This window comes from uncultured Tissierella sp. (assembly GCF_902479755.1).
GTDB classification, from domain to species: domain Bacteria; phylum Bacillota; class Clostridia; order Tissierellales; family Tissierellaceae; genus Tissierella; species Tissierella carlieri.
The window spans coordinates 105,336-126,376 of record NZ_CABSQO010000001.1 but is presented as its reverse complement, the minus strand read 5'-3'; the positions used below and the strand labels follow the sequence as shown (position 1 = coordinate 126,376).

Sequence of the window (21,041 nt, the reverse complement as noted above, 5' to 3'; positions counted from 1 at the left end):
GATATGGGGTATCATAGAAAAAGAGATAGACACATAATAGGGGAATGAAAATAGGGGGAATAATAATGAATAAAAAGGCACTAATAGTATTAATAGTCGTTACAATTATTTTTGCAAGCTTTATAGAGATAAAGGCTGATGCAGAAAGTGAGTTAACTACGAGGCTAAAGGAAAGCCTAATTCCGTTAAAGACTACGGAACCTAGGAATGGTTTTGAAGACCTTATGCCATTGAAAGAAATTCTTAAGGATAAGAAGATTATAGGCATGGGGGAAGCTACCCACGGAACAAGTGAGTTTTTTCAGATGAAACATAGGATGTTTGAATTCTTAGTAGAGGAAATGGGGTATAGGGTGTTTGGTATAGAGGCTGAATTTGGTGGGGCTCAAGTTGTTAATGATTACATTCTCAGTGGCAAAGGAAGCATACAGACTTGTTTAGATGCTATGAAGTTTTGGACTTGGAATACTCAGGAAGTAGCAGATATGATTGAGTGGATGAAGGAGTATAATGAAAATACAACAGATGAAAATAAGATTAGGTTTTATGGATTTGATATGCAATCCGTAGATAATAATGTAGATTATGTTTTAGATTATTTAGAGAAAATAGGTTCTAACAATATTACTCAATATAAAGCAAGCTTAAAAGATTCAAATAAGGTTTATTATCATTCAAATAAAGATAGTTTAAAGAAATTTAACCTAAAGATAGACAAAATACATGCTGATCTTATAAGAAATAAGGATAATTATATTAATAATAGCTCAGTAGAAGAATACGACTTAATACTTCAACATATTGCAGTTATAAGCCAATGGGTTGATTTTCAAACTAATGGAGCAAAATCTGAAACCAGAGACTATCATATGGCTGAGAATGTAAGATGGATTTTAGAGTATGAGAATAGATATTACGGCAATGATAAAATTATGTTATGGGCTCATAATGGACATATTGCCAATAGTTATTTTGAAATTAAAAAGATGGGAGAAAACTTAAAGGATATATATAATGAGGATTACTATTCTCTAGGTTTTGACTTTTATCAAGGAAATTTTGTATCTTGGCCAGCCACATTTTATGGTACAAGAATAGGTAGTAGTTTAGCTAATTTCCATATAAGTTCATCACCAGTAGGATCATATGGAGATGAAATGAATAAAACAGGAATTTCAATTGGTTTTTTAGATTTTAAAAATGCTGAAAAAGACAAGATATTATTGGATTTTTTATCATCTAAAGTCCATGTAAATCATATTGGTGCAACCTATTTTGGGAAATGGCATAATGTAAATCCTATGAATAAAATTGTAGTAAGAGATAGGTTCGATGGCATGATCTTTGTGCAATCTACTACAGAAGCTAAAAGAGCCGAACCACATATTGATGGATTACCAGATGGAAATAAACTCTTAATACAATACTATATTCTTATGGCAATTATAGCTATAATTGTATTTGTAATTTTATATAAATTATATAAGAAGTCTGCATCAAATTTAACAAAGAAGTCTTCAGGAAGGTTTCATATTTTAGGGAAAGACGTTGAGGAGAAAACAGATATTAATATTATTCAAAAGCTAATAATAAATACGAATAATTATTTTAATTCTATTTCCACCTTTAAGTATTGTGCAATAGTTTTATTTATTATGACCATTTTAACGATGACATCAATCACAGTGAATTCTTTAGATATATTTAATAGAATATATGTTGATACAGGTATATCAGCTATTATATACCTAATTCTTTTTATATTGATTGGAATTGGTGAAATATTTTTACTCTATATTTTGCCTCTTAATATAATAAAAGCTCTTTCAAAAGAAAAAGCTATTTATCTTAAACATATTCTTATTGTTTCTATTATAATGGCATTGATTAATTCACAGCACTATTTTAGTTCTGGAATATTATTATATTCTTTTAATATTTTAATAAACATTATATATGGACTTATATATGGTTATACTTATGGATTGTTGTATTATAAAGGGAAAAAACCTTTAATTATGATTTCAATAATATTAGTTATCTATAATATTTTAATAATGTTAGGAGTTGTTTCAATTTCTAAAATCTAATACCTAACCTCAATCAAGCATAAACCCTTAGCCTCAATCATAGGACCTGCAATACTACGATCTCCAGCCTCAAGTATAGACTTTACATCCTTGGGGCTAATTTCTTCTTTTCCTACCCTAACTAAAGTTCCTGTAATTATTCTAATCATATTATGAAGAAATCCATCACCTTCAAAATCTATATAAATATAGTTGCTTTCCTTTAATATATTGATATTCATTATAGTCCTTATAGAGCTTTTCTTTTTTGATTTCATAGTAGTAAAGGCAGCAAAGTCAAAAGTTCCAACCAACTCATTAGCAGCTTTCTGCATTAAATCTATATTTAGTTTTTTAGGAACATGAGAAGTGAATTTTCTAGTAAATACATCTTGGTACTTATTATTATCTATAGTATATCTATATAATTTAGATTTGGCATTATATCTAGAATGAAATCTTTCATCTTCTTCCAATAGATTATAAACTACAATATCATCAGGTAAATAGCGATTAATATAACTTTCTATCGCATCTATTGTCATATCAGAATTAGTGAAAAAGTTGCAAACTAATGCTTTAGCATGGACTCCCTTATCAGTCCTTGAACAGCCTATTACATTTACTTCTTCAGAAGTCATTTTTCTCAGTAAAGTTTCTAGCTTACCTTGTATAGTATTATCATCATCACCTAATCTCTGCCATCCAGCATATCTGCTGCCATCAAATTGTAAGTACATCTTAATATTTCTCATTTTATCTACTCCTATATCTTATTATAGTTATTATAGCTTATATTAGATTATATATAAATAAAAAAACTGATGTGTAGCCATCAGTTTTTCATTTCTTTTATGATTCTTAAATAATGGTTTGCTTCTCTTAGTACATGATCTCCTAAGAGAGGAATAATGATAGATCTGATTTTGCATGCTAACAAGCCTTCAGTACCAGCTTTTTTAAAATTCCTTATATTTTCTGTTGCCTTTAAACTTTTATTTAATATTTCTTTTTCATTATTTTTATCGCATTTTTCTTCTAATATCTTTTCAAAGGTTTCTGCTAATTCTTCCGCAGTTTCCTTTAATTCTTCTTCTGTAGGATCAAGTAGTCCATCAATAAATTCTGCATGTTCTTCCATTATTTGATTCCAAAAGTTTAAATCATCACATTTAGTTCTATCAGGTAGTTTTCTATTCTGTAAAGACTTTAATGTTTCCATATACAACTCAGCCTCTCGAAGAATATGTTCTATTAGAAGAGGATAGAGGGTTGTAAATATTTTACATTCTAACTGAGATTTAAGCAATTTTTTCTTAAGATTAATGACTTCCTCTAATAAATTCATTGATCTCATGTTTATGTTGCAAATTTTTTCTTCTAACCATTCTGTATAATTAAAGTTTGGATCTGATCTTAAATCGTATTCAGCTTCAGTAATTTCCATGTTTAGAGAAGCACCAGTTAATTTAGATGATATTTGCTCTGCTCTTAGAGTAAAAGGTGTCACAATTTCATTTGATTGTAAAACTTCATTTCTTACTGCACAATTACCAAATATGACGGTTTCAGCTAATAGTGCTTCAAAGGATTTTTTAAGTATATTAGCCTCATCAATTTCAGATTCATTGATTGATGGAAGACTAGTTTGTATAAAAAATAGATGCTCTTTCATAATTCTTTGAAAAAATAAATTTGTCTCAAGTGAAATCTGAATAAATTCTTTTCTTGTTAACAAATAAATCCCCCCTATTTATAATATTACGTAATATATAATATTATGAGGGGAGATTTTTGTGATTAGTTTAATCTTTCATCAAGTTTTACTCTGATTTCATCATTAATTATATTATTATTTTGTTTTAAGTTTTCCATAAATTCTCTTATTATATCTGCAAAATTAGTATATTCATATTTTCCTATGGCATTTTCAAATTCTTTAAGAACTTCTTCTTTCATTATAAAAGTATTTTCATTAAAGTTAGGAGTATGGTTATCTCCGTAAAAATAAGTGTAGATGTACCATTTATATAATTCATCAACCTTTGGTAGTAGATTTGAATATGGATAAACCATTTTAAAGCTTTCAACTAATAATATCCTTTCGGCTAATTTATCCATAGATATCATAAGACTTCCATCATTCATAAAAGGTTCATTAGTATCTAGAGCTAATATTTTGAGATAATCATTATATTCGTTAGTAATATTTTGACCAAAAGTATCTACGAACTTTTGATTATCTATTAAATAATAATAAATACCTTCCGAAGTATCTAACTTATATCCAAGGATGATATGATCGATTAGATGTTTCTTCAATTCTTCTTCATCCTTTAGTACCTTTTCACGAGTTAAGTATTCTAAGCTATTTAATTTTTCAATAGATAAACCATATTTTTTAAATAGATAATCGAAGTTTTCATTATTCTGGTATTTTATAAATAAGTTTTCGATTTCAACACCTTCATCAAAAGACATCTCATCTAATATTTTCATATATTTCATTAAAAGCTCAGTATTATCATATTTTGATAATTCATCTTTATGTTCCTCCATATATTTTAATGCTTCAGGGAAATTATTTTCTATCAAGTCCTTTGCTTCATTAAATATTTCTTTGTCTGACTCGTCTTTAGAATAATCTTTTCTCTCAACTTCCAGTAGAGTGGCAGAATCTTTACCATCCCATCTATACCAGAGAGTCATCTTGTCAGAGCTAGAAACAGTAGAATCTTTAGTTTCTGGATCCGTTATATAAATACTAAATTCTAAGATTCCATCATCGTTTATATCTTTAATTTCATTGTCAGTATATATAGATAGTAGTGAAATCTTATTTTCATTAAATATGCTTTTAAGTTTGCCATCCTTTAGAATAAAACCATAAGTTAATCCAGAGTGAGCACCTACCTGATTATTTAAAAGCAATCCATTTTGTTCTTCAGATATTTTACCAATTGCAATTTGATAGTTGGTATTGTCATAGTTCATTGAAATTTTATCTATAGAAGTATATTTTTCTCCGTTAAATTTGTAAATTTCCAGACTTCCTTCATCATTCATGTCTTTAGGATCTCTCTCTTTAAATACAGCAAGCTCTGGTATGCTATCTTCATCAAGATTTCCAATTGCATAATGAGGAGATTTATGGTCATTTGTAAGTTCAGCCCCAAGTTTATCCATATGTTCCATATAGGCTGTATCAGTCAAAAAATCGTAGCTAGCACCTTTTGATATGATGATTTCTTTGATCGATTGCTCTAGACTTAAAGCAGTCGGAAGACTTTCTTTTTTAGAGCAAGCCATTGTAAAAATAGTTAAGCATAGAAGTAGTACTATGAATTTTATCGATTTTTTCCACATACAATATTCTCCTTTCTATAATCATATTATACACTGGAATCTTAAGGTTTGGGTAACAAACAAGTTACAAAAAAAGTGATATATAGTTGTCAAAAAAGTTGATGTAGAATCAAATCAATGGTATTATCTAATCATAATGATGGAAAGTTTATACTTTCAAAATGGGAGCTGATACAATGTTGATGATAGATGAAAGAACTGAGATTGTAGAATATGGGAAAAGATTGGTTACATCAGGACTTACTAAGGGAACAGGTGGAAATCTAAGTATTTATAATAGAGAGAAAAGATTATTTTGCATATCACCCACTGGCATAGATTATTTTGATATAAAACCAGAAGATGTAGTAGTTATGGATTTGGAAGGGAAGATAATTGAAGGAGATAAAAAGCCATCATCAGAAGTGGAAATGCATAGGATATTTTATGCTAATAGAGAAGAGATAGATGCAATAATTCATACACATACTATGTATGCCACAACACTTGCTTGTTTAAATTGGTCACTACCACCAGTACACTATATGGTTGCTTTGGCGGGACTTGATGTTAGATGTGCAAAGTATGCTACATATGGAACAAAGGAATTGGCTGAAAATGCCTTTGAAGCTATGAGAGATAGATATGCAGTATTATTGGCAAACCATGGATTATTGGCAGGTGCAAAGGATTTAGCTAATGCATTTAATATTACGGAAGAAATTGAGTATTGTGCAGAGCTATATTATAGAACTAAGTCCATTGGAGAACCGATAATTCTACCAGAAGAAGAGATGGTATTAATGCTTGAAAAATTTAAGACTTATGGGCAGGTGAAGAAATAATGAAAGAAATAAAAGCTATTGAATTTAAGGATGACATTCTATATTTAATTGACCAAAGAAAGCTACCAACTATTTATGAAATATTTCAATGCAAAGACTATAAGGAGGTGGACTTCGCTATAAAGGACATGGTTGTGAGAGGAGCACCAGCTATAGGCGCTACAGCTGCCTATGGAGTTGTCTTAGCAGCCAAGGAGTTTTTAAATCAAGACAAGAAAGATTTCCTAGGAAATCTTGATAAAGCTTTGGAAGTTTTAAACAATTCAAGACCTACAGCAGTAAATTTAATGTGGGCAATAAGAAAGATGAGATTGCTAATAGAAGAAAATAGAAGCTTATCAAATGAAGAAATATATGTAAAGATAAAGGAAGAAGCAGATAAAATATTTGAGGAAGATATGGCTACAAATAAGGCTATGGCAAAGCATGGTAATGAAATTATAAAACAAGGGGCAACTATTCTAACTCATTGCAATACTGGTGCTTTAGCTACAGTCGGATATGGTACAGCTCTTGGAGTTGTAAGAGAAGCACACTATACTGGAAAAAATATATTTGTTTACGCCGATGAGACAAGACCTAGATTACAGGGTGGTAGATTAACTGCATGGGAGCTGGTACAGGAAGGGATTCCATCAAAATTGATAGCAGATAATGTAGCTGCCACATTGATAAGAGATGGGAAAATAGATGTAATATTAGTTGGTGCAGATAGAATTGCTTTAAATGGTGATACTGCAAATAAAATAGGTACGTTTATGTTATCTGTAGTAGCTAAGGCTTATAATGTACCATTTTATATAGTTGCACCTACGACGACCATAGATTTTGATATAGAAACAGGAAAAGAAATTGAGATTGAAGAAAGGGATTCAATAGAAGTGACCCATATAGATGGAGTAAGAACTGCTCCAGAGGGAATAGAAGTATATAATCCAGCCTTTGATGTAACTCCTTGGGAAAATATATCTGGAATAATAACTGAGAAGGGAATTATAAGGTTTCCATATAAGGAAAATATAATGAAACTAAGATAGAGGTGAATCTATGAAAGCTATAATCGGAGGCACGGGTGTATATGATACAGGTCATAACACTACTATAAAAAAAGTAAAGACAAAGTATGGAGAAGTAGAATTGGATATTATCAATATAGAGGGAGAAGATATTGTATTTTTGGCTAGACATGGTAAAGGACATTCTGCACCTCCTCACTTAATAAATTATAGAGCTAATATGATGGCATTGAAAGAACTAGGAGTGAAATATATATATGGAACTGCGGCAGTAGGATCATGTAATGAAAACTATATTCCTGGCGATGTTGTTGTAATTAAAGATTTTATTGATTTTACCAAATTAAGACCAATGACTTTCTTTGAGGGCGGAAATGAACCAGTAAAACATGTTGATATGAGTGATCCATATTGTAAAAATCTAAGAGAAAAGTTTTATAATGAATCTAAAAAACATGAATTAGAAATAAAAGGAGATGCAGTCTATGTATGTACAGAAGGGCCAAGATTTGAGACTGGTGCTGAAATAAGGATGTATAAAAGTCTTGGCGGTGATGTAGTAGGTATGACTAATGTACCAGAGGTTGTGCTGGCTAAGGAATTAGGTATGTGCTACTCAACCATAGGAATTATAACCAACTGGTGCACAGGAATAAGTGGGGAAATAGAGCTGCATGACATTCAGGGTGCAATGAACAGAAATAAGGAAAAAATAACAGAAGTTTTTATAGAAATATTTAAACAAGGACTAGATCAAGAACAGTGTAAATGCAACAATTCAATAATTGAATTATAATTGTGCATTGTGAACTGTAGAAACGGAGTGATAAAAATGACAGGATTTGATACAAGAGCAATTCATGCAGGAAGTAAAGGAAATAATCCAAGTAATTCATTAAATCCACCTATATTTCAGACTTCAACCTTTGTATTTAACAATATAGATCATGCAAACAAGGTAATGTCCTTTGAGAGTGATGATTATGTATATACTAGGGGAAATAATCCAACCTTAAGATTATTTGAGAACAGAATGGCAGAACTAGAACATGGGGCAGGGGCTGTGGCATTTGCTTCAGGTATGGCTGCTATTAGCTCTGTGATATTTTCTCTTCTAAAACCAGCAGACACTATTATAGTTCACAAAACACTTTATGGTTCATCCTATAGCGTCGTTACTGAATTACTGCCAAAATATAATGTAAATTATAAAATAGCAGACCTTACCAACATAGATGAGCTAGAAAATGCTATAGATGAATCTGTTAAAGTAATATATTTTGAGACTCCATCAAATCCAGATTTATCTATTATAGATATAAAAACAGTGTCGGAAATAGCGAAGAGTAAAGGTATCAAGGTAGTAGTAGATAATACTTTTGCTTCACCATATTTCCAAAATCCACTATTACTCGGAGCAGATGTGGTAGTGCATAGTGCTACAAAATATATTTGTGGTCATGGTGATGTAGTAGGAGGAGTTGCCATAGCTAAAGATTTAGATTATATTCATCATCTAAAATTTGGCTATATGTGTGAATTTGGAGGGGTGATGAGTCCTTTTAATGCTTGGCTGCTACTTAGAGGATTAAAGACTTTAGGACTTCGAATGAGACAGCATGAGAAAAATGCGATAGAAGTTGCAGAATTTTTAAAAAATCATTCTAGGATAGATTCAGTAATGTATCCAGGTCTATCAGATTTTAAAGAACATAATATAGCGAAGGAACAGATGAATGGCTTTGGAGCTATCATAAGCTTTGAGGTAAAAGGTGGACTTGATTCTGCAATAAAATTTGTAGATAGTTTAAAACTAGCACAGCTAGCAGTTAGTTTAGGAGATTGCGAGACTTTAGTACAGCTACCAGCAGCCATTACCCATAGAGGTTATCCAAGAGAAAAATTAGCTGAATTTGGATTAACAGAAAGTATGGTAAGAATCTCCGTTGGACTTGAGGATAGTAAAGATATAATAGAGGATTTAGAGCAGGCTTTAAAACAATAGATTTAATATTTTTATTAAAGCAATAATATGTTATAATTATAACAAATATATAAGGGAAGTGATAAAATGGCAGTTAAAGTAAAAATTTGCATGGGAACTCATTGTACAATGATGGGAAATTTAAATTTACAGGAAAGTCTTGAAAATTTACAATTAGAATATCCCGAACAAATTGAAATTGAGGCAATAAAATGTTTAAAGTTTTGCAAGGGTGATAAAGCACCTGTAGTTGAGTTGAATGGAAAAATAATCACAAATGCCAGTGCGGAAAAAATCGTATCAGAAATAATAGAACTAGTTAAATAATTAGAGGAGAGAAAAAATGCTAAGAGGACTGTTTACACCAATTACATACATTCGTAGACAAGTATTTACCGAGATTGCAAAGATAGCTTGGGAGGGAAGAGACCCAAGAGAAGTTGACGATATACCCTATAAAGTAATAAGTGGGGAAATACCTCAATATAGGGGAAGTATTTTTCATGAAAGAGCAATTGTAGCGGCTAGAGCTAGACTTGGTCTAGGGTTAGATAGAAAATCTAATGATGAGAATGCTCGTTTATCTAAATCTGTTGATGAAGCAGTAGTGACCCATAGTATAATTCAAGAACCTTTAGTTAATGTAATTCCATTTGCTTGCGAAGCTTGCCCGAGATCAAAGCATTATGTTACTGACAATTGTAGAAAATGTATCGCTCACCCTTGCGTAATAGTGTGTCCAGTTAATGCTGTTTCCATAGGAAAGGATAGAGCAATAATAGATAAGGAAAAATGTATAGATTGCGGGAAATGTGCTAAAGCATGTCAATATCATGCAATTATGCGATTAGAGAGACCTTGTGAGGTTGCATGTGGAGTAGATGCTATAGAGTCAGATGAATTAGGCAGAGCAAAAATAAACTATGATAAATGTGTAAGTTGTGGTATGTGTATAGTAAATTGCCCATTTGCAGCTATCACAGATAAATCAGATATATTTCAGTTAGTTTTAGCTATTAAACAAGGAGAAGAAGTTCATGCAATAATAGCACCTTCATTTGTAGGACAATTTGGACCATTTGCAACACCGGGTAAAATAGTAAGAGCAGCAAAGGACCTAGGATTTACAGAAATCATTGAGGTAGCATTAGGGGCAGATGTTGCTGCCCGACATGAAGCTGAAATGTTTCCACAACTTGTACCGGAAAAACAACCGTTTTTAGGTACTTCTTGCTGTCCATCTTGGACAATGACAGCGAAGAAATTCTTTCCAGATCTATATCAGTATATATCTTCATCTAATACACCAATGGTAGAAACAGCAAAGGCAATTAAGAGAAGAAGTCCAAGTGGTAAGATAGTATTTATAGGGCCATGTATTTCAAAAAAAATTGAAGCAATGGATGAAGAAGTTCGACCATATGTTGATTTCGTAATCACATATGAGGAACTTGCTGCAATATTTGTAGCAGCAAATATCGATGTTGCTGAGATTGAAGAGGATGAAGTTGTTGCAGATGCATCAACGAAGGGAAGGAATTTTGCATTTGCATCAGGTGTTGCAGCATCAGTAAAAGAAAGCATAGAAAAATTTAATCCAGGAGTGGAAGTACCAACACATAATGCTAACGGTTTATCTGAGTGTAGAAAAATGTTAATGTTAGCAAAGGCTGGGAAATTTAATGGATATTTATTGGAGGGTATGGCTTGCCCTGGTGGATGCGTTGGAGGCCCAGGAACCATGTTGCCAACGGAAAAGGGTGAAAAAGAAGCGAAGGACTTCGCTAAAAAATCACCATATAATGATGTGTTTCAGAATCCATTTTTAGAGTGAGATACGAAGAATAAGTATAATTAAAACTTAAATTTAAAATGGGCAGTAGTCTACTATAGATTTTCTGCTCATTTTTTAATGCAATAAAGAAATAAAGGGAAAACTTGTTAAAATATAAACAAAATAAACATAAGAATACCTAATATAAAGAGCTTATCTATAAAAATATTTTGTCGAAAAAATATAATAATTATATTGACTAAAAGTATATTTTTGATAGAATTACATTATCAAGATTTAATAAAACCTTCAATAATATTGGAACGGAGCGGTTTGACAATTTTATTCATTCTAAATATTCTCACAATTTCATTTAGGTATATAATCATAAACTAGGCATAGCAAATATAATTCATATCAGTATTCAAATATTCACAGCATAAATTTTTCAAATTAAGGGTTAAAAAATTAACAAAATATAATAAAAAATAGTTAGGAGGTTCATTTATGCTTACTGTAGAGATGAAAGACACAATTAATGAGATTGTAATGAAGCATGGAAGTAATCAATCCTCAATCATTACTATTCTACAAGAGATTCAAGGGAACTATAGGTATTTACCTGAGGAAGTGTTGGAGTACATAGCAAATAAGATGGATATTAGTCCTTCTAAGATATTTGGTATTGCCACATTTTATGAGAACTTTTCATTAAAACCAAAGGGAAAGTATGTTATTAAAATTTGTGATGGCACAGCATGTCACGTTAGAAAATCTATACCTATACTGAGTGCATTACAGAAAGAGTTGGGACTTGATAATGAAAAGCATACTACTGATGATTTAATGTTTACTGTTGAGACTGTATCATGCCTTGGAGCATGTGGACTTGCACCAGTATTGAATATCAATGATAAGGTTTATGGGAAGATGACTCCTGAATCTACAGTTGAACTCTTAAATAAATTAAGGGAGGAAGCATAAATGAAAATCAATAGTATTAAAGAACTCATAGACATTTCTGAAAGATTTAAGAATTCCTTAGATAAACAATATAAACAAGTATTGGTTTGTGGTGGAACAGGCTGTGTAGCAGGAGGATCTTTAGAGGTATATGCTGAGATAAAAAGATTGATAGAAGAAAAAGGTTTATTAGCTAAAGTTGAATTATATGAAGAAGATAAGGGAATAGGAATTAAGAAATCTGGTTGTCATGGATTTTGTGAGGCAGGGCCGTTAGTTAGAATTGAACCTGATAAATTTTTATATTTAAAGGTAAAAGTAGAAGACTGTGAAGAAATAGTAAACTCTACTTTAGTAGAGGGAAAGCCAGTTGAAAGGCTTATGTACAATGTAGGAGATAAGGTTTATCATGAGCAGGAAGAAATACCTTTTTATAAATCTCAAACTAGAGTTGTATTAGAGCATTGTGGACATATAGATGCAGAATCAATTCAAGAATATATTGCATATGGCGGATATCAAGCATTAGCTAAGGCTATAGGCACAATGACACCAGAGGAAGTATGTAAAGAAATATCTGATGCGAGTCTTAGAGGAAGAGGAGGCGGAGGATATCCTGCTGGAAAGAAATGGTCTCAAGTTCTTTCTTATTCCAGTGATATGAAATATGTAATATGTAATGGTGACGAAGGAGACCCAGGTGCATTTATGGATAGATCCCTTATGGAGGGAGACCCTCATAATATAATTGAAGGTATGGCTATTGCGGCCTATGCTACTGGAGCCTCTGAAGGATATATCTATGTTAGGGCAGAGTATCCATTAGCAGTAGCTAGACTTAATAAAGCCATAGAGCAAGCAAGGGAAATAGGACTATTAGGTAAAAATATTCTAGGCACAGGCTTAAACTTTGATCTTCATGTTAATCAAGGAGCAGGAGCTTTTGTATGTGGTGAAGGTAGTGCACTTATTGCTTCAATCGAAGGTGAAAGGGGAATGCCTAGAGTAAAGGCAAAAAGAACTGTAGAAGAAGGACTTTGGAGAAAACCTACTGTTCTAAACAATGTTGAAACATTTGCTAATGTTAGACATATAATCATGAATGGCGCTGAATGGTACAGATCTTTTGGTACTAAAGGCAGCCCAGGTACAAAGGCCTTTGCATTGACTGGAAATGTTAATAATACTGGACTTATAGAAGTACCAATGGGTACTACTCTTAGAGAGATAATATTTAACATAGGCGGCGGAATAAAAGATAATAAGAAGTTTAAGGCTGTACAAATAGGTGGTCCATCAGGTGGATGCTTAACGGAAGAGCATTTAGACATGGCGTTGGATTTCGATTCGCTGACAGATGCTGGTGCTATGATAGGCTCTGGCGGAATGGTAATTATGGATGAAGATACTTGTATGGTAGAAGTAGCTAGATTCTTTATGAACTTTACTCAAAATGAATCCTGTGGTAAATGCGTTCCTTGTAGAGAAGGTACAAAGATTATGCTTAGTATTCTAGAAAAAATTGTATCAGGTAAAGGAACTGTTGAGGATTTAGACCTACTTGAAGAACTATCAGATACAATAACGAATACTGCACTTTGTGGATTAGGTAAGACAGCTGCCAATCCTGTAGTTAGCTCATTGAAATATTTTAGAGATGAATATTTAACCCATGTAGTAGATAAGAAATGTCCTACAAAGACTTGTCAAGGTCTAAAGGTAATAGAGATAAGCCCTGAGCTTTGTAAAGGATGTAGTAAATGTAGTAGAATTTGTCCTGTAGGTGCAATTAGTGGCAAAATAAAGGAACCATATATAATAGATCAAAGTAAATGTATCAAATGCGGTGCTTGTATAGAATCCTGCGCATTTACAGCTATAAAGGAGGCTTAGGCTATGAAGGGTACAATGATTGTAGACGGCAGAAAAGTAGAATTTGATCAAGAGAAAAATGTATTGGAAGTAGTGAGAAAAGCTGGTATCAATTTACCAACATTCTGCTATCACTCTGAGTTAAGTATTTATGGTGCTTGTAGAATGTGTATAGTTGAAGATAAATGGGGCAGTACATTTGCTTCCTGTTCCCAATTACCAAAGGATGGTATGGAGGTATTTACAAATACTCCAAAGGTACAAAAATACAGAAAGACAATACTTGAAATGATACTAGCAAACCACGACAGAGATTGTACTGCTTGTGATAGAACTGGAAAATGTGAGCTGCAAGAATTAGCTATTAGATTTGGTATTAAAGATATTAGATTTGACCATATAGGAAAAAGATTACCGATAGATAAATCCAGTTTAAGTATAATTAGAAACCCTAATAAATGTATTCTATGCGGCGACTGCGTAAGGGTATGTGAAGAGGTGCAAGGAGTAGGAGCTTTGAGTTTTGCACATAGAGGTTCAAATATGACAGTATCACCAGCATTTGATAGAGATATTGCAGAAGTAAATTGTATAAACTGCGGACAATGTAGAGCAGTTTGTCCTACAGGAGCCATTATTATAAAAAATGATAATCAAAAGGTATGGGAAGCAGTTCACGATAAATCAAAGAGAGTAATAGCACAGATTGCCCCAGCCGTAAGAGTTGCTTTAGGTGAGGAATTTGGACTAAATCCTGGAGAAGTAACTATAGGAAAAATAGTATCAGCTCTTAAAACTCTTGGAGTTGATGAAGTTTATGATACTGCCTTTGCTGCTGATATGACTGTAATAGAGGAAAGTAAGGAATTTGTAGAAAGATTAATTACAGGAGAAAATTTACCATTATTCACTTCCTGCTGTCCAGGATGGGTGAAATTTGCAGAAAATAAGTTTCCAGATATGGTTGATAATATTTCTACATGTAAATCCCCGCAGCAAATGTTCGGAGCAGTTATAAAGGAATATTATAAGGACAAAGATAAAAAAGAAGGTAAAGAAACAATAATGATTTCAGTAATGCCTTGTACTGCTAAAAAAGCAGAAGCGGCTAGAGAAGAACTTCAGCATAATGGTGTTAGAGATGTAGATGTAGTAATTACAACTCAAGAGCTGGCACTTCTTATTAGAGAAGCAGGAATTATCTTTGACCAGTTAGAAGAAGAATCCTTTGATATGCCATTTGGATTAGCAAGTGGATCAGGAATAATATTTGGAGCTACTGGTGGAGTTACTGAAGCTGTAGTTACTAGATTATTAAGAGATAAACCTGACCATTCTGCAAAAGACATATTGTTTAGCAATGTAAGAGGAATGGATAATCTAAAGGAAGCAGTATTTAATGTAGATGGAAAAGAAGTTAAGATTGCTATAGTGCATGGTTTGAAAAGTGCAGATGAATTGATAAAGCAAATAAAAGCAGGAGAAAGACATTATGATTTTATAGAAGTAATGGCCTGTCCAGGTGGATGTATAGCTGGTGGAGGACAACCGGTTCCAATGAATAAAGAAATGAGAAAAGAGAGAGCTAAGGGGCTTTATAAGCTTGATAGAACATCACATATAAAGAGCTCAGAGAAAAATCCATTAGTAATGTCATTGTTTGAAGATATACTAAAGGATAATCATGAACTATTACATGTGCATAAGAAAGCTGAAGCTGAAATGTAATTTTGAATTTTGAATTATTAATTGAAGAATTGGCAGTATGGAGGTTATTTCCATATTGCCAATTATAATATTATTTAGAAACCAAAGAAGAGGAAATAAGTTATGAAAAAATTAATAGATAAGCTTTATAAAACTAATAAATTAGAATATGATGAGCTAGTATATGTCTTAAATAATATTGAAGAGTCTGGGAAGGACTATCTTATAGAAAAGGCTCATGAAACAAGAATAGGAGCCTATGGAGATAAGGTTTATATGAGGGGCCTAATAGAATTTACAAACTATTGTAAGAAGGGCTGTAAATATTGTGGTATAAGTGCATCAAATAAAAATGTAGAAAGATATAGGTTGAGTCCAGAAGAAATACTCTTTTGTTGTGAAATCGGATATAACTTAGGCTATAGAACATTTGTTCTGCAGGGCGGAGAAGATGATTATTATTCAGATGATATGATAATTGAAATAATCATCGCTATAAAAGATAAATACCCTGATGTTGCCATAACACTTTCAATAGGTGAAAAGTCTTATGATTCTTATGAAAGATATCATAGTGCAGGTACAGATAGATATCTTCTACGACATGAAACAGCTAGCAGAGAATTATTCGAAAGAATACACACTAATTCAAGCTATGATAATAGAATGGAATGCCTTTGGAATTTAAAGAAAATAGGATACCAAGTAGGAGCTGGATTTATGGTTGGTATACCAACACAAACCAAAGAAGATTTAGCAAAGGACCTTTTGTTCTTAAAGGAGTTAGAACCAGAGATGGTAGGCATAGGACCTTTTATTCCACATAAGGACACTATTTATAAGGATGAATTAGGTGGTACACTTGAAGATACTATTACTATGATTGCTCTAACTAGATTGTTTTTACCTTATTCACTATTACCGGCAACAACAGCTTTAGGTACAATTCATCCCATTGGAAGAGAGCAGGGAATAAAGGCAGGAGCCAATGTAGTGATGCCAAATCTATCTCCTGCTAATGTGAGGGAAAAATACTCTTTATATGACGGAAAGATTTGTACTGGGGATGAGGCGGCAGAGTGTAGAAATTGTATAGAGAAAAGAATAGTATCATCAGGATTTTCTATAGATATGTCTAGAGGAGACAATATAAAGTGGAGGGAAAAAAGATGATTGACCATGAACTCATATATAATCTATTGGAAGAAGGAAAGAATGCAACGAAGGAAGATATTAAAGAGATATTAGATAGAGCAAAAAATAAAACGGGACTGTCTCATAGAGATATAGCTATTTTACTTCAAGCTGAAGATGAAGGGGATCTAAAGGAAATCTTTAAAATAGCAGGTGAGATAAAAAAGAAAATATATGGCAATCGAATTGTAATCTTTGCACCACTTTATCTAAGTGATTATTGTGTAAATAACTGTGTCTACTGTGGATATAAGAGAAATAATAATTTCAAAAGAAGAAAGCTAACAAGAGAAGAAATACAAGAAGAAGTAAAATTACTAGAAAAGATGGGACATAAAAGATTGGCTCTGGAAGCAGGAGAAGACCCAATAAATTGTAATATAGACTATATTCTAGATGCTATAAAAGCAATCTATGAAACGCAAAATGATAATGGTACCATAAGAAGAGTAAATGTAAATATAGCCTCAACTACAGTAGAAAATTATAGAAAATTAAAGGATGCAGGTATAGGCACTTATATATTATTCCAAGAAACCTATCATAAACCTACCTATGAGAAAATGCATCTAAACGGACCAAAGGCAAATTATGAGTATCATTTAACTGCATTTAACAGAGCTATGGAAGGCGGCGTAGATGATGTAGGGGCAGGAGTATTATTTGGACTACATGACTACAAATTTGAAGTATTAGCTTTGATGCTTCATAATGAATACTTGGAAAATAAATATGGAGTGGGCTTCCACACAATATCAGTTCCAAGGATTAAAAAGGCTGAAGGTATGGATTTGAATCTATTTCCTCATATAGTTACAGATGCTGAATTCAAGAAAATCGTTGCTATAATAAGGCTTGCAGTTCCATTTACAGGAATTATCCTATCTACAAGGGAAACCCATGAAATGAGAAAGGAAGTAATAGAATATGGAGTATCTCAGGTAAGTGCTGGTTCATGCACAGGTGTAGGTGGGTACAAGGAAAGTGAAGAAAAGAAAAATAAACCTCAATTCGAGGTAGCAGATAATAGAAAACCCTTTGAAGTAATTAAGGAATTAATAGACGAGGGTCATATCCCTTCCTATTGTACGGCCTGCTATAGGATGGGTAGAACTGGGGACAGATTTATGCAATTAGCAAAATCAGGGCAGATACAAAATGTTTGTGGACCTAATGCACTAATGACACTATTGGAATATGCATTAGACTATGGTGACGCAGAATTACAGAGTACAGTAAATAATATGATAGCAAGAGAAATAGAAAATATAGAGAGAGAAGATATAAGAAATCTTCTTCTAGAAAAAATAGACAAGATAAAAAAAGGGGAAAGGGATTTATATTTATAGATAGGAGAGGAATATGAACAATACGCCAAGAGCCAGTAGAAAACATATAGGATTCTACGGAAAAAGAAATGCAGGAAAATCATCTATTATGAATGCTATTATAGGGCAAGAAATATCCTTAGTATCGGAAATCAAAGGCACTACAACAGATCCAGTATCTAAATCAGTAGAGTTAATTCCCTTTGGACCTGTGGTATTTATAGATACAGGAGGCATAGATGATGAAGGGCATCTAGGAGAACTAAGAGTAGAGAAAACCATAAAGACCTTGGAAAAGATAGACTTTGCTATCTATGTAATGGAAATAACTGATATAGATGATAACTATCATAAAGAATTTGTAGAGGAATTTAAAAAAAGAGATATTTCCTATATTATAGTTATAAATAAAACTGATATAGTATCAGAGGGAAGATTAGGAGAAATTAAAAATAATATAGATAATGAGAAGAAATGGGAAAATGTAGTTTTTGTATCTACAACAGATAATACTACAATATCTTATCTAAAGGATGAATTAATAAAAAATCTAGATGCAGATAAGGAAGAGGAGACTTTAATAGGTGATATCATTCCCTACGGAGGCAAAGTAATAATGGTAGTTCCCATAGATGCAGAAGCACCAAAGGCAAGACTAATTCTACCTCAAGTACAATTGATTAGAGACTGTTTAGATCATGGTATAAAATCTTATGTAGTGAGAGATACAGAACTAGCCTCGGCTATAGAGGATTTAAAGGATATAGACCTTGTAGTCACAGACTCACAAGCCTTTAAAGAAGTAGATAAAATAGTACCCAAAAGTATAAACCTCACTAGTTTTTCTATTATAATGGCTAGACAAAAGGGAGACTTAAACACATTCTTAGAAGGTATAAAGGTTATAGAAAGTTTAAAAGAAAAGGAAACTCCTAAAATTCTAATCATGGAAAGCTGCTCTCACAATACCTCTCATGAAGATATAGGCAAGGTGAAGATTCCAAAGCTATTAACAAAACATCTAGGAAAAGAAATAGATTATCATTTTAGAATGGGAGAAGATTTCCCTAAGGATTTAGAAACTTACGATTTAGTTATTCACTGTGGATCTTGTATGTTGAATAAGAAGACTATGGAAACTAGAATGAGAGTTTGTAGTGATAAAGGAGTATCTATTACTAATTATGGAATATTATTGGCATATTTGACTGGAATATTAGATAGGGCTGTGAAGGTATTTATTGGGACAGGGGGACAGGAGTTGTGTCCCAGGTAAATTATATGATAAGGCATTCAATTGAGAGATTGGATGCTTTGTTTATTTTATAAAAATTTTATGAAATATAGAGGAATATAGAAAATTTTGTAGAATAAGTAATGTATGTGTTCTAACATATAATGATTGTAAACTTGTATAGTATTAAAGTACATAGAAAATAAAAATTTTAGGAGGATTTGGAAATGAATGTTTATGAAAAAGCTATAGAGGTTATGAGTGAATTATTCGCAAAGGATTATCAGCTTGCAATGGCTACTGTAAAAGACAATATACCATCAGTTCGATTTGTGGACACTTTCTATGAAGATAGTTCATTTTATGTAGTTACATATTCAAAATCGCAAAAGGTTCAGGAATTGAAGAACAACAATCAAGTTGCACTATGTAATAAGCTATATCGCTTTAGTGGAAATGGCTATAATATTGGACATCCATTACTAACGGAAAATAAAGAAATTAGAGAAAAATTGATAAAGGTATTTGAGCCTTGGTATTTCGCACATAATAATGAAAATGATGAAAATATGTGTTATATAAGAATTGAACTTAAGGAAGGATTTTTCTATAAGGATGGAGTAGGTTATAAAGTAAACTTTCAACAAAAAGAAGCAGAGCAGTTTCCGTTCGATATTGATATTGTCCCTGTATCATGATTTCTAAATCTTGCTGTATTAGTATAGGAGTCCATATACTTGGATATATCGAAGTCATTTAAAAAATTTGTTGAACATTGAGGAAGGAGCGGAAGAAGAGGGAGAAGATTTAACTCCAAAAGATACATCTAGCAAAGCACTTAAATCTACTTAGGGTTATAATCAAGTCCATGAATAATAAAAATTGAGGTGAATGACCATGATAGAATATTTAGGTAAAGCAATAACAGTAAAGATTGATAGACCAATTGGAAGTAAGCATCCTAAACATAATTTTATATATCCAATAAATTATGGATATATTGAAGGAACTAAAGCAGGAGATGGTGGGGAGATTGATGCATATGTTCTTGGTATATTCGAGCCTATAAGTAGCTTTAAGGGGAAGGTTATTGGTATCATAAAGAGGAACGATGATGCAGAGGACAAGCTAGTAGTTGCAGAAGAACTAAATGATTATGATAAGTATCAGATTAAGGCTTTAACTGAATTTCAAGAGAGATTTTTTGATAGCGAAGTAATAACTTTAGATTATTTAAGAAGCTCAATAAGGAATACTGTACGAGGCTTATTGAGAAAAGAAAATAAGGTTTTAGTTCTTGAAGAGGAATATAAAGGGGAAGTATACTATTATTTGCCAGGTGGAGGAATTGAGTTTTTAGAAACTAGCGAAGATGCATTGAAACGAGAGATGAAAGAAGAGCTTAATATAGATATAATAGACTATAGTTTATCACATATAATAAGCAACATATTTGAAATAGATGGTATAAAAGCCCATGAGATCGTTCAGATATATGAACTTTACAATATAGAAGACGGAAAATTAATTGATGGGACAACTATGGAAGGAGATATAATGCCCTGTACGATGAAATGGATTGAAATTGATGAGCTAATAAATGGTACTAAGAAATTATATCCTAAAGAATTGATCAAGCTATTATAACCGTTTATTCCATCTGGATCATCATTTGACATAGGTTTATCGATATTGGGTAGTAAAATTATA

Annotated in this window: 18 protein-coding genes; 15 read left to right on the top strand and 3 right to left on the bottom strand. The window is 32.3% G+C overall.

What is annotated here, in order from left to right; all coding sequences use genetic code 11:
* The first annotated feature begins 65 nt into the window (after positions 1–65).
* Positions 66–2,090 (top strand): erythromycin esterase family protein, encoded by a 2,025-nt coding sequence (locus RDK80_RS00650; protein WP_308523157.1) that lies wholly within the window; start codon positions 66–68, stop codon positions 2,088–2,090.
* Here RDK80_RS00650 and truA read toward each other — a convergent pair.
* The 3 genes from truA to RDK80_RS00635 form a co-directional block, all read right to left on the bottom strand.
* Complete coding sequence (gene truA / locus RDK80_RS00645; RefSeq protein WP_308523156.1) at positions 2,087–2,824, bottom strand: tRNA pseudouridine(38-40) synthase TruA; 738 nt, start codon at positions 2,822–2,824, stop codon at positions 2,087–2,089. The genes RDK80_RS00650 and truA overlap by 4 nt on opposite strands.
* Before the next feature lie 80 nt (positions 2,825–2,904).
* Positions 2,905–3,807, bottom strand: coding sequence for a DUF2935 domain-containing protein (locus RDK80_RS00640; protein ID WP_094899715.1), 903 nt, complete (start codon positions 3,805–3,807; stop codon positions 2,905–2,907).
* Positions 3,808–3,869: 62 nt separating this feature from the next.
* On the bottom strand, positions 3,870–5,435 hold the full coding sequence (locus RDK80_RS00635; protein ID WP_094899716.1) for a hypothetical protein: 1,566 nt from the start codon (positions 5,433–5,435) through the stop codon (positions 3,870–3,872).
* Between the two features lie 176 nt (positions 5,436–5,611).
* Between RDK80_RS00635 and RDK80_RS00630 the strand changes: the two genes are divergently transcribed.
* From RDK80_RS00630 to RDK80_RS00565, 14 genes are all read left to right on the top strand, one after another.
* Positions 5,612–6,259, top strand: a complete 648-nt coding sequence (locus tag RDK80_RS00630) for an L-fuculose-phosphate aldolase (RefSeq protein ID WP_094899717.1) — start codon at positions 5,612–5,614, stop codon at positions 6,257–6,259.
* The gene (gene mtnA, locus RDK80_RS00625; RefSeq protein WP_094899718.1) at positions 6,259–7,296 is read left to right on the top strand and encodes an S-methyl-5-thioribose-1-phosphate isomerase; all 1,038 of its coding nucleotides are present in this window, start codon (positions 6,259–6,261) and stop codon (positions 7,294–7,296) included. The genes RDK80_RS00630 and mtnA overlap by 1 nt, the downstream gene beginning before the upstream one ends.
* A 10-nt stretch (positions 7,297–7,306) precedes the next feature.
* Complete coding sequence (locus tag RDK80_RS00620; protein WP_094899719.1) at positions 7,307–8,071, top strand: S-methyl-5'-thioinosine phosphorylase; 765 nt, start codon at positions 7,307–7,309, stop codon at positions 8,069–8,071.
* Positions 8,072–8,107: 36 nt separating this feature from the next.
* On the top strand, positions 8,108–9,280 hold the full coding sequence (locus RDK80_RS00615; protein ID WP_094899720.1) for a PLP-dependent aspartate aminotransferase family protein: 1,173 nt from the start codon (positions 8,108–8,110) through the stop codon (positions 9,278–9,280).
* A 45-nt stretch (positions 9,281–9,325) separates the two neighbouring features.
* Positions 9,326–9,586 (top strand): NAD(P)H-dependent oxidoreductase subunit E, encoded by a 261-nt coding sequence (locus RDK80_RS00610; protein WP_304440613.1) that lies wholly within the window; start codon positions 9,326–9,328, stop codon positions 9,584–9,586.
* 16 nt (positions 9,587–9,602) lie between these two features.
* Entirely contained in the window at positions 9,603–11,093 is a 1,491-nt protein-coding gene (locus RDK80_RS00605) for a 4Fe-4S dicluster domain-containing protein (RefSeq protein ID WP_094899722.1), read from the top strand.
* A 447-nt stretch (positions 11,094–11,540) separates the two neighbouring features.
* Entirely contained in the window at positions 11,541–12,017 is a 477-nt protein-coding gene (locus RDK80_RS00600) for an NAD(P)H-dependent oxidoreductase subunit E (protein WP_094899723.1), read from the top strand.
* Positions 12,018–13,889 carry an NADH-quinone oxidoreductase subunit NuoF gene (locus tag RDK80_RS00595; RefSeq protein WP_308523155.1) on the top strand — a complete coding sequence of 624 codons (1,872 nt, stop codon included), beginning with the start codon at positions 12,018–12,020 and terminating at the stop codon, positions 13,887–13,889. It begins immediately after the preceding gene.
* 3 nt (positions 13,890–13,892) lie between these two features.
* Positions 13,893–15,596 (top strand): [FeFe] hydrogenase, group A, encoded by a 1,704-nt coding sequence (locus RDK80_RS00590; protein WP_308523154.1) that lies wholly within the window; start codon positions 13,893–13,895, stop codon positions 15,594–15,596.
* 102 nt (positions 15,597–15,698) lie between these two features.
* On the top strand, positions 15,699–16,748 hold the full coding sequence (hydE, locus tag RDK80_RS00585; RefSeq protein ID WP_308523153.1) for a [FeFe] hydrogenase H-cluster radical SAM maturase HydE: 1,050 nt from the start codon (positions 15,699–15,701) through the stop codon (positions 16,746–16,748).
* Entirely contained in the window at positions 16,745–18,118 is a 1,374-nt protein-coding gene (gene hydG, locus RDK80_RS00580; RefSeq protein ID WP_308523152.1) for a [FeFe] hydrogenase H-cluster radical SAM maturase HydG, read from the top strand. Before hydE ends, hydG begins: the two co-directional genes overlap by 4 nt.
* A 13-nt stretch (positions 18,119–18,131) precedes the next feature.
* The gene (hydF, locus tag RDK80_RS00575; RefSeq protein WP_308523151.1) at positions 18,132–19,373 is read left to right on the top strand and encodes a [FeFe] hydrogenase H-cluster maturation GTPase HydF; all 1,242 of its coding nucleotides are present in this window, start codon (positions 18,132–18,134) and stop codon (positions 19,371–19,373) included.
* 185 nt (positions 19,374–19,558) lie between these two features.
* A complete protein-coding gene (locus RDK80_RS00570) occupies positions 19,559–20,029 on the top strand; it encodes a pyridoxamine 5'-phosphate oxidase family protein (protein WP_308523150.1) in 471 nt (156 codons plus the stop codon).
* A gap of 199 nt (positions 20,030–20,228) precedes the next feature.
* On the top strand, positions 20,229–20,978 hold the full coding sequence (locus RDK80_RS00565) for an NUDIX domain-containing protein (RefSeq protein ID WP_308523149.1): 750 nt from the start codon (positions 20,229–20,231) through the stop codon (positions 20,976–20,978).
* Positions 20,979–21,041: the final 63 nt, after the last annotated feature.

Excerpts from the sequence above, each read along its gene's own strand:
- RDK80_RS00565 (WP_308523149.1), top strand. The coding sequence starts at position 20,229 with ATGATAGAATATTTAGGTAAAGCAATAACAGTAAAGATTGATAGACCA.
- RDK80_RS00590 (WP_308523154.1), top strand. The coding sequence starts at position 13,893 with ATGAAGGGTACAATGATTGTAGACGGCAGAAAAGTAGAATTTGATCAA.
- hydE (WP_308523153.1), top strand. The coding sequence starts at position 15,699 with ATGAAAAAATTAATAGATAAGCTTTATAAAACTAATAAATTAGAATAT.
- RDK80_RS00605 (WP_094899722.1), top strand. The coding sequence starts at position 9,603 with ATGCTAAGAGGACTGTTTACACCAATTACATACATTCGTAGACAAGTA.
- RDK80_RS00620 (WP_094899719.1), top strand. The coding sequence starts at position 7,307 with ATGAAAGCTATAATCGGAGGCACGGGTGTATATGATACAGGTCATAAC.
- RDK80_RS00595 (WP_308523155.1), top strand. The coding sequence starts at position 12,018 with ATGAAAATCAATAGTATTAAAGAACTCATAGACATTTCTGAAAGATTT.
- hydF (WP_308523151.1), top strand. The coding sequence starts at position 18,132 with ATGAACAATACGCCAAGAGCCAGTAGAAAACATATAGGATTCTACGGA.
- truA (WP_308523156.1), bottom strand. The coding sequence starts at position 2,824 with ATGAGAAATATTAAGATGTACTTACAATTTGATGGCAGCAGATATGCT.
- hydG (WP_308523152.1), top strand. The coding sequence starts at position 16,745 with ATGATTGACCATGAACTCATATATAATCTATTGGAAGAAGGAAAGAAT.
- RDK80_RS00600 (WP_094899723.1), top strand. The coding sequence starts at position 11,541 with ATGCTTACTGTAGAGATGAAAGACACAATTAATGAGATTGTAATGAAG.
- RDK80_RS00615 (WP_094899720.1), top strand. The coding sequence starts at position 8,108 with ATGACAGGATTTGATACAAGAGCAATTCATGCAGGAAGTAAAGGAAAT.
- RDK80_RS00635 (WP_094899716.1), bottom strand. The coding sequence starts at position 5,435 with ATGTGGAAAAAATCGATAAAATTCATAGTACTACTTCTATGCTTAACT.
- RDK80_RS00650 (WP_308523157.1), top strand. The coding sequence starts at position 66 with ATGAATAAAAAGGCACTAATAGTATTAATAGTCGTTACAATTATTTTT.
- RDK80_RS00570 (WP_308523150.1), top strand. The coding sequence starts at position 19,559 with ATGAATGTTTATGAAAAAGCTATAGAGGTTATGAGTGAATTATTCGCA.
- RDK80_RS00630 (WP_094899717.1), top strand. The coding sequence starts at position 5,612 with ATGTTGATGATAGATGAAAGAACTGAGATTGTAGAATATGGGAAAAGA.
- mtnA (WP_094899718.1), top strand. The coding sequence starts at position 6,259 with ATGAAAGAAATAAAAGCTATTGAATTTAAGGATGACATTCTATATTTA.